Genomic DNA, 7,851 nt, shown 5'->3' with positions numbered 1-7,851 from the left:
CCGAAGCCGAAGCCGAAGCCGAAGCCGAAGCCGAAGCCGAAGCCGAAGCCGAAGCCGAAGCCGAAGCCGAAGCGACCCCTGTCGCGGCGCGCCCGAATGCCAGCCGTTGGGCGGTGCGTCGGCGCCGCGCGAACCGCCGGGCCGCTGCGGCGCGCCAGGCGGCCCCGGTTGCCGCACCGGCCCAGACCGAGCCGGAGGTGGCCGAGGTCGCGATCGTGCCGACCGATGCCCCGGCTGCTGTTGATGTGGTGAACGCCCCTGCGGCCGATTTCGACCTTGATGCGCTGGAAGCCGCCTTTGAAGGGCTGGAGGCCGAAGCCGCCGCCGAGGCAGCGGCCGAGCCCGAACCGCCTGTTGCCATCCTTGACGAGGCCGAATCGGGTGAGCTCGAGACGAGCTTTGATATCGACGCCGTGCTGACCGCCGTGACCGAGGCTGTCGTGGCCGCGCCGGTCCAGGCGCCCGAAACCGCGCCGCAGATCGCCGAATCCGAGCAAGAGGCCGAGATTGCCAGCGACGAGGTCGACAGCCTTATTGCGCGCCTTGCAGAACCGGCCCATGATGCAACCACAGGCATTGCAGAAGGTGATGCCGATAACGCAAGGGTTGCAGCGGATGCAGAAGGCACCGCAGAAACGGTTCAGGACGTGACGGCGCTTGCCGACATTCCGTCGCGCGCCCGCGTGATCAAGGTGCGTCGCGCCCAGCCCGAAGCTGTGGCCGCCGCCGAACCCGTTGTGCAAACCGAACCGCAAGAGACGGCTGCCGCGTCCGAGGCGGCTCTGGCCCAGCCCGAGCCTGCCAAGGTGCGTCCGAACCGCCCGGTGCGGGCGGGTGGTCGTGGCAAGCGTCCGGAAACCCCGCGTCCTGAAACGGCTGCGGCTCCGGTGGCAGCGGTGTCAGCCCATCCGGCCCGGCCTGCGCGCCCGGCGCGTCCGCAGCGTGCGGCCGACCGTCTGGCCGAAAGCGGTGCGCAATCGGATGACGCCGCCGTCGACCGGCTGATCCGCCACGCCAATACCGAGATGGAGGGCGCCGAAACGCGCCGCCGCACCTCGACCATTGCGCATCTGAAGGCCGCCGTTGCAGCGACCGTTGCCGAACGCATGGCGCCGCAGGACGAAAAAACCCGCGCCGCTGACGTCACGGCCGCCTATCGCAGCGACCTTGCCGATGCCGTGCGCCCGCGCAAGGCCGACGAGGCCGAGCCGGCCGCCAAATCGGGCCGTGTGCCGCCGCTGGTTCTGGTCTCGGCCCAGCGGATCGACCGCCCGGCAGTTGCCGCCCCCGCCGTTGCCGCGCCTGTGCGCCCGCGTCATGTCGCGGCCTCGAACATGGCTCTTGCCCTGCAGGATGACGATGACGAGGACGAAGTCGACGGCAGCCACGACAACCTGTTCGGCGGTGGCGGCGAGCTCAAGGATTTCCTGCGCCATGTCGGAGTGGCCGATCTGGCCGACCGGATGGAAGCGACGGGCGCCTGGTTGATGGCCGTCGAAGGACGCGACGATTTCAACCGCCAGCTCTTGATGCGAATGTCCGAGGCGACCGATCTTGCCGGAAGCAAAGAGGATGCGCTGATCGCCTTTGGCGTCCTGCTGCGTGAAGGTCGTCTGATCCGTCCCCGCCGGGGGCTTTTTGCATTGCCGGAGAATTCCGAGGCGCTGGCCGAGGCGCGCCGCTACGCCGGCTGAACCGGCGCCGGATTACCGATCATCGCGGGGGCCTTCGGGCCCCCGTTCGCGTTCCGCGGGATCCGCTTGACCGATCCCGCGGAACACCTTGCGAAACGGCAGCGCCCAGACGACACCCAGCCCGACATAGACCAGGAATTCCAGCCAGATCGGCGGGCGGTCCAGCCAGTTCACCAGACTGACCGCCGCGACGATGTAAAGCGGCAGTCCGACCAGCAGGATCAGCAACGACAGCCGTTTGCGGGTGCGATACTCCATCGGTTCAGCCCTTTTTTCCGCGGCGCAGGCCGCTGGCCGTGCGCGCCGCCTTGACCAGCCGGTCTCGCCAGCGGGGCAGGTTGCTTTCGGCCCCGCCGCGCCGGACCATGCCGAAATACAGCAGGCGAACCGGGCGGAACCCGACAAACCCCAGCACCTGGCGCCGATAGCGCCAGCCCAGCGGGTCGAAATAGGCCAGCCGCAGATACAGCGGCGGGGTATCCATGGTGACGATCACATCGGCGGACCGGCCAGCCAGCAGCCGGTCCCACCAGGGATCGTCCTTGTGATAACGGAACGCGCGCCGGGGCAGCAGCACCCGGTCCCAGAACCCCTTGAGCCGCGCCGGTTCCGCCCCCCACCACAGCGGAAAGGCCAGAACCAGATGGTCGCACCCCTCGATCGCCGTCAGGGCGCGGTCCAGATCGGGTTCCAGCGGCGGGACGTCCACATAGCCGCGCGAGAGATCGGGGTTGAAGTCCAGATCGCGGACCGCCAGCCGCTCTACCTGCGCATCGGCAGGCAGGGCGGCGGCATAGGTGTCCAGCAGATGGGCCGAAAGCCGGTCGGCGTCTGGGTGGGCGTCGATCAGCAGAACCCGCATCGGATCAATCCGAGAACGGGTCGGTCACCAGAATGGTGTCGTCGCGTTCGGGGCTGGTGGACAGCAGGGCCACGGGACACTGGATCAGCTCTTCGATGCGGCGGACATATTTCACCGCAGCACCCGGCAGATCGGCCCAGCTACGGGCACCGGCGGTCGATTCGGACCAGCCCTCCAGCTCCTCGTAGATCGGCTTGACGCGGGCCTGAAGGTTCGCGGCCGTCGGCAGATAGTCCAGCACCTGGCCATCCAGTTCATAGCCGGTGCAGATCTTCAGCGTCTCGAACCCGTCCAGAACGTCCAGCTTGGTCAGCGCGATGCCCGACACCCCCGAAGTGGCGCAGGTCTGGCGCACCAGAACCGCATCGAACCAGCCGCAGCGCCGCTTGCGCCCGGTGACGGTGCCGAATTCGTGGCCGCGCACGCCCAGACGTTCGCCATCGGCGTCATGCAGTTCTGTCGGGAAGGGGCCTTCGCCGACGCGGGTGGTATAGGCCTTGACGATGCCCAGCACGAAATCCACCGCCGTCGGGCCAAGGCCCGTGCCGGTTGCCGCCATGCCCGCCAGCGTGTTCGACGAGGTGACATAGGGATACGTGCCGAAATCGACATCCAGCAGGCTGCCTTGCGCGCCTTCGAACAGGATGCGCTTGCCGGCCTTGCGGGCCTCGGTCATCACTTTCCAGACCGGGGCGGCATAGGGCAGGATCTTCGGCGCAACCTCCATCAGCTGCGCCTTCAGCGCGACCGGATCGACCGGATCAAGGCCAAGGCCCGCGCGCAACGCGTTGTGGTGCGTCAGCAGGCGGCCGATGCGCAGATCGAGCGTCGCCTCGTCGGCCAGATCCGCCACGCGGATCGAGCGGCGGCCAACCTTGTCTTCATAGGCCGGACCGATGCCGCGGCCGGTGGTGCCGATCTTGGCAACCGAATTCTGCGATTCCCGCGCGCGGTCCAGCTCGCCATGGACAGGCAGGATCAGCGGGGTGTTTTCCGCGATCAACAGGCCCTTGGGATCGACCACGACACCTTGGGCCGCCAGCTTGTCGATTTCCGACAGCAGCGCCCAGGGGTCCAGCACGACGCCATTGCCGATGACCGACAGCTTGCCGCCGCGCACGATGCCCGAGGGCAGCAGCGACAGCTTGTAGGTCACGCCGTCGATGACGAGGGTATGGCCCGCGTTGTGCCCGCCCTGGAAGCGCGCGATCACATCGGCGCGTTCCGACAGCCAGTCGACGATCTTACCCTTGCCTTCGTCGCCCCACTGGGCGCCTACGACAACCACGTTGGCCATTGGGATGGTCCTTCCCTTCAGGTGAAACCGGCTGCTCTATAGCGGTGTGGGGCAGGGCGCGAAACAGGAAAAAGCGCCGCGGCATCAGGTTGTGCGGGGATGGCCGGCGTTTCCGCCCGGATTGGCGGCTGACTGGCGATCGGACATGGAAATTGGCCAGAGCCTTGGGACTGCGCGGCATAAGCGGACGCTTACAGGGGGCAAGATCAGCCCTGTGCGCATCGACGGCGGATCTGGCGGCTGGCAGGTCGGGCCATCGCCTCGGCATGTCGCCGGGGTGCAAACCTGCGAAAGGTTCGACACATGACCAAGCATCTGATCCTTGCTCTTGCCCTCTGCGCGGCCCCGGTCTCGGCGATGGCCATGCCGGCTGTCGGCGATATGGTCGGCACCAACCCGACCGACGCGACCGCCGCCTTGGCCAAGGCCGGCTGCACCGTGACCTCGTTCGAAGCCGAGGACGGCAAGATCGAGGCAAAATGCACCGATGCCGACAAGAAGATGTGGGAAGTTTACATCGACCCGAAATCGGGCGCCATCACCAAGATCAAGGCCGATCACTGATATGGCCCGCCCTGTGGCTTCGGGGCGGCGGGGGGGCGCGGTTGCGCCTCCCGACCCCTGGGATCCGCTGATCCGCATCACGCATTGGGGAATCGCGCTGGCCGTGGTGTCGAACGGGCTGCTGAACAAGCCGGGCGGCACGGTGCATGTCTGGATCGGCTGGGCGGTGATGGCGCTGCTGGCGATGCGACTGATCTGGGGGGTGATCGGGCCGGCCGAGGCACGCTTTTCCGCTTTTCCGCCCGACCCGCGCGCCGCGATGTCGCATCTGGTCGATCTTGTGCGCGGGCGCCCGCGCGAACACATGTCGCACAACCCGGCCGGGGCGCTGATGGTCTATGCGCTGTGGGCCAGTCTGGCGGTGGTGACCGTGACGGGGCTGATCATGACGGATGGTCAAAGCCCGGTGACGATTGCCGAACAGAAGGCGGCGGTGGCGGCTGGCGACTGGTCGATGCTTGCGAAGAGCGCCGGCAAAGAGGATGATGAGGGCGGTCTGTCCGAGGCTGCAGGCGAGCTGCACGAGGGGGCCGCGAATCTGATGCTGATCCTGGCAATGATCCATGTGGCCGGGGTCGTGGTCGAAAGCCGCGCGTTGCGGCGCAATCTGGTCCGTCCCATGGTGACTGGCCGAGGCAAGGGGCGGTGATGACCCGCAAGGGACGATTGCAACCTGCCGCGCTGGCGGCCATCCTTGCGGTGCAAGGGGTGGCCGCCGTCTTTTTCGTCGGGGATGCGCTGGCCGATCTTCGGGCCGGTCCCGCGGCGCCCCATTCCGTTTTCGAGGCGCTGGTCGTGGTTGCGCTGGTCCTTGGGATGGGCGTCGGCGCCTGGCAGCTGCGTGTCGCCCTGGATCGGCTGCGTGTGCAGGATCGGGCGCTGGCCACCGCCCGGGGCACGCTGGCGCAGGTCATCGAATCGCAATTCACCCGCTGGGGCCTGACACCGGCCGAGCGGGATGTCGGTTTTCTGGCGCTCAAGGGCCTTGATGTGTCCGAGATCGCCGGGGTGCGCGGTGTCGCCGATGGCACGGTGCGCGCCCAGTTGACGCGGATCTATGCCAAGGCCGGCGTTTCGGGTCGCGCACAGTTCGCCGCCTGGTTCGTCGAGGACCTGCTGGACGAGGGGTTGCCCGCCCCCGCAAGCCATACGGCGCCGCTTTCGGCCCAAGAGGGGGCTTCTGCCCTTGCGCCGGGCCATCGGTCCGACTAGATAGCCCTGTCGGCAGCAGACAGGTCCCCGCGCATGGAAAACGTCGTTCTCACCATCCACCTGATCCTGGCTCTGGCGCTGGTTGGCGTCGTGCTGCTGCAGCGCTCCGAAGGCGGCGGCCTTGGCATTGGTGGCGGTGGCGGCGTGGTTTCGGGCCGTTCGGCGGCCACTGCGCTGGGCAAGATCACCTGGCTTCTGGCCATCGGCTTCATCTGCACCTCGATCGCTCTGACGGTGCTGGCACGTCGCGAAGCGGCCTCGTCCTCGGTGATCGACGCGGCAACCCCGGCAGGGACGACCGCCCCGGCCCCGGCTGCGCCTGGCAGCTCCTTGCTGCCCCCCGGCCCCAGCGATCAGCCGCTGACGCCTCCGCGCGTCGACTGACACCAACTGTTGTTTATTGCGGCCTTCGGGCCGCAATCGCTTGCGGCGCATTGCGTCGCGGGACAGGGCATTGTATAGCTTGGATCCCGTGATCTTGCGATTCTGCAATCCATTCGCCATTCACGGGGGCTGCCATGGCACGTTACATCTTCATCACCGGCGGCGTGGTTTCGTCCCTTGGCAAAGGGCTTGCCTCGGCGGCGCTTGGGGCGCTGCTTCAGGCTCGCGGCTACTCCGTGCGCCTTCGCAAGCTGGATCCCTATCTGAACGTCGATCCTGGTACGATGTCGCCCTTTGAACATGGCGAGGTGTTCGTCACCGACGATGGCGCGGAAACCGATCTGGATCTGGGCCATTACGAACGCTTCACCGGCGTTTCGGCGCGCAAGACCGATTCCATTTCCTCGGGCCGCATCTATTCCAACGTGCTGGAAAAAGAGCGCCGTGGCACCTACCTGGGCAAGACGATCCAGGTGGTTCCGCATGTAACAAATGAAATCAAGGACTTCCTTCGCATCGACGAGGATGAATGCGATTTCATGCTGTGCGAGATCGGCGGCACCGTCGGCGATATCGAGGGTCTGCCGTTCTTCGAGGCGATCCGTCAGTTCATCCACGAACGCCCGCGCGGCGAGTGCATCCTGATGCACCTGACGCTGCTGCCCTATCTGGCCGCTTCGGGCGAGTTGAAGACCAAGCCGACCCAGCATTCGGTCAAGGAGCTGCAATCCATCGGCCTGGCCCCCGACGTGCTGGTTTGCCGCAGCGAGCACCCGATCCCCGAGAAAGAGCGCGAGAAGATCGCGCTGTTCTGCAACGTGCGCAAATCGGCGGTGATCGCGGCCTATGATCTGAAAACCATCTACGAGGCGCCGCTGGCCTATCACCGCGAAGGGCTGGATCAGGCGGTTCTGGACGCGTTCGGCATTGCCCCCGCCCCGCGCCCCAACCTGACGCGCTGGGAAGACGTGATGGACCGGCTGACCAATGCCGAAGGCATGGTCCGCGTGGCGATCGTCGGGAAATACACCCAGTTGGAAGACGCCTACAAATCCATCGCCGAGGCGCTGACCCATGGCGGCATGGCGAACCGCGTCAAGGTCAAGGCCGAGTGGATCGACGCCGAAATCTTTGAACGCGAGGATCCGGCGCCCTATCTGGAAGGCTTCCACGCGATTCTCGTGCCTGGCGGCTTTGGCGAACGCGGGACCGAAGGCAAGATCCGCGCGGCGCAGTTCGCCCGTGAAAAGCGCATCCCCTATCTGGGCATCTGCCTTGGGATGCAGATGGCGGTGATCGAGGCCGCGCGCAATCTGGCCGGGATCGACGATGCCGGGTCCGAGGAATTCGACCACGAGGCCGGGGCCAAGCGGTTCACGCCGGTCGTCTATCACCTCAAGGAATGGGTGCAGGGCAACCACCGGGTGGAACGCAAGGTCGATGACGACAAGGGCGGCACCATGCGCCTTGGCGCCTACACCGCCGTGCTGTCCGAAGGCTCGCGCGTGGCCGAGGTCTATGGCGACACCCGCATCGAGGAACGCCACCGCCACCGCTACGAGGTCGACATCCGCTATCGCGACAAGCTGGAGGCTTGCGGGATGGAATTTTCCGGCATGTCCCCCGATGGACGTCTGCCCGAGATCGTCGAGCACAAGGGCCATCCGTGGTTCATCGGCGTGCAGTTCCACCCCGAGCTGAAATCCAAGCCCTTCGAGCCGCACCCGCTGTTCGCCGATTTTGTCCGTGCGGCCGTCGAGGTCAGCCGGCTGGTCTGATCTTCGCGCGGGCAGGGCAAGGTTGTCATGCCCGCGTTACAAAACGTGCTAGTCTGTTGT

General features: G+C 66.6%; 9 protein-coding genes. 6 read left to right on the top strand and 3 right to left on the bottom strand.

What is annotated here, in order from left to right; all coding sequences use genetic code 11:
- On the top strand, positions 1-1,694 hold a 1,694-nt coding region (locus tag G481_RS26235; protein ID WP_211235198.1), incomplete at its 5' end, for a hypothetical protein.
- A 12-nt stretch (positions 1,695-1,706) separates the two neighbouring features.
- Here the strand turns inward: G481_RS26235 and G481_RS0110680 are convergent.
- The 3 genes from G481_RS0110680 to G481_RS0110670 are packed head-to-tail and all read right to left on the bottom strand — an operon-like array spanning position 1,707 to position 3,853.
- Positions 1,707-1,952 carry a DUF2842 domain-containing protein gene (locus G481_RS0110680; RefSeq protein ID WP_028030017.1) on the bottom strand — a complete coding sequence of 82 codons (246 nt, stop codon included), beginning with the start codon at positions 1,950-1,952 and terminating at the stop codon, positions 1,707-1,709.
- A 4-nt stretch (positions 1,953-1,956) separates the two neighbouring features.
- On the bottom strand, positions 1,957-2,556 hold the full coding sequence (locus G481_RS23550) for an NAD(P)H-dependent oxidoreductase (RefSeq protein WP_051294467.1): 600 nt from the start codon (positions 2,554-2,556) through the stop codon (positions 1,957-1,959).
- A gap of 4 nt (positions 2,557-2,560) precedes the next feature.
- Positions 2,561-3,853 (bottom strand): adenylosuccinate synthase, encoded by a 1,293-nt coding sequence (locus tag G481_RS0110670; protein WP_028030016.1) that lies wholly within the window; start codon positions 3,851-3,853, stop codon positions 2,561-2,563.
- A 303-nt stretch (positions 3,854-4,156) separates the two neighbouring features.
- Between G481_RS0110670 and G481_RS0110665 the strand changes: the two genes are divergently transcribed.
- The 5 genes from G481_RS0110665 to G481_RS0110645 all read left to right on the top strand — a co-directional run bounded on the left by G481_RS0110665 (position 4,157) and on the right by G481_RS0110645 (position 7,791).
- Entirely contained in the window at positions 4,157-4,417 is a 261-nt protein-coding gene (locus G481_RS0110665; protein WP_028030015.1) for a PepSY domain-containing protein, read from the top strand.
- A gap of 1 nt (position 4,418) precedes the next feature.
- Positions 4,419-5,066: a cytochrome b/b6 domain-containing protein gene (locus G481_RS0110660; RefSeq protein WP_028030014.1), complete on the top strand. Its 648-nt coding sequence runs from the start codon at positions 4,419-4,421 to the stop codon at positions 5,064-5,066.
- Positions 5,066-5,629 carry a helix-turn-helix transcriptional regulator gene (locus tag G481_RS23545; RefSeq protein ID WP_051294466.1) on the top strand — a complete coding sequence of 188 codons (564 nt, stop codon included), beginning with the start codon at positions 5,066-5,068 and terminating at the stop codon, positions 5,627-5,629. The genes G481_RS0110660 and G481_RS23545 overlap by 1 nt, the downstream gene beginning before the upstream one ends.
- A gap of 33 nt (positions 5,630-5,662) precedes the next feature.
- Complete coding sequence (gene secG, locus G481_RS0110650; protein ID WP_028030013.1) at positions 5,663-6,013, top strand: preprotein translocase subunit SecG; 351 nt, start codon at positions 5,663-5,665, stop codon at positions 6,011-6,013.
- 134 nt (positions 6,014-6,147) lie between these two features.
- The gene (locus tag G481_RS0110645) at positions 6,148-7,791 is read left to right on the top strand and encodes a CTP synthase (RefSeq protein WP_028030012.1); all 1,644 of its coding nucleotides are present in this window, start codon (positions 6,148-6,150) and stop codon (positions 7,789-7,791) included.
- Positions 7,792-7,851 lie beyond the last annotated feature (60 nt).

It is taken from the genome of Gemmobacter nectariphilus DSM 15620, from assembly GCF_000429765.1.
In the GTDB taxonomy this organism is placed as follows: domain Bacteria; phylum Pseudomonadota; class Alphaproteobacteria; order Rhodobacterales; family Rhodobacteraceae; genus Wagnerdoeblera; species Wagnerdoeblera nectariphila.
The sequence above is the reverse complement of the archived record's forward strand: the minus strand, read 5'-3'. Positions and strand labels throughout refer to the sequence as shown.